At 32.6% G+C, this 341-nt stretch carries 1 protein-coding gene; it reads left to right on the top strand.

Annotated features, from left to right (window positions below; genetic code table 11):
• Positions 1–341, top strand: a 341-nt coding sequence (locus tag KUA55_RS18235; protein WP_218327781.1) for a MucBP domain-containing protein, incomplete at both ends; no start/stop codon positions are given.

The following is a 341-nucleotide window of genomic DNA, read 5'->3' as shown; positions in this document are numbered from 1 at the left end:
TTAATTACTGCTGAGGCTCAAACTGTTAAATTAATTTATCATAAATTAAATGATGAAAGTACTGAAGGATTAGTATTGGTTCAATATCAAGATGAACAAGGTAAATCCATAGCTGAAAATGAGCTACTAAGAGGATCTCAAGGTACTTCATATGTCACAGTTCAAAAGAATGTTAGTGGGTACGCTTTTAAAGAAACAATTGGAAATGTAACAGGTACTTTCCAAAAGGATACACAAGTGGTTACTTATGTTTATAGTAATAGCGATGTTCCTGATGAAGTATTGGTTCCAGTATGGCGTGCATATAACTTAAATGATGGAGACCATTTATATACAACTAG

The organism is Enterococcus alishanensis, assembly GCF_019218635.1.
GTDB lineage: Bacteria > Bacillota > Bacilli > Lactobacillales > Enterococcaceae > Enterococcus_A > Enterococcus_A alishanensis.
The sequence above is the reverse complement of the archived record's forward strand: the minus strand, read 5'-3'. Positions and strand labels throughout refer to the sequence as shown.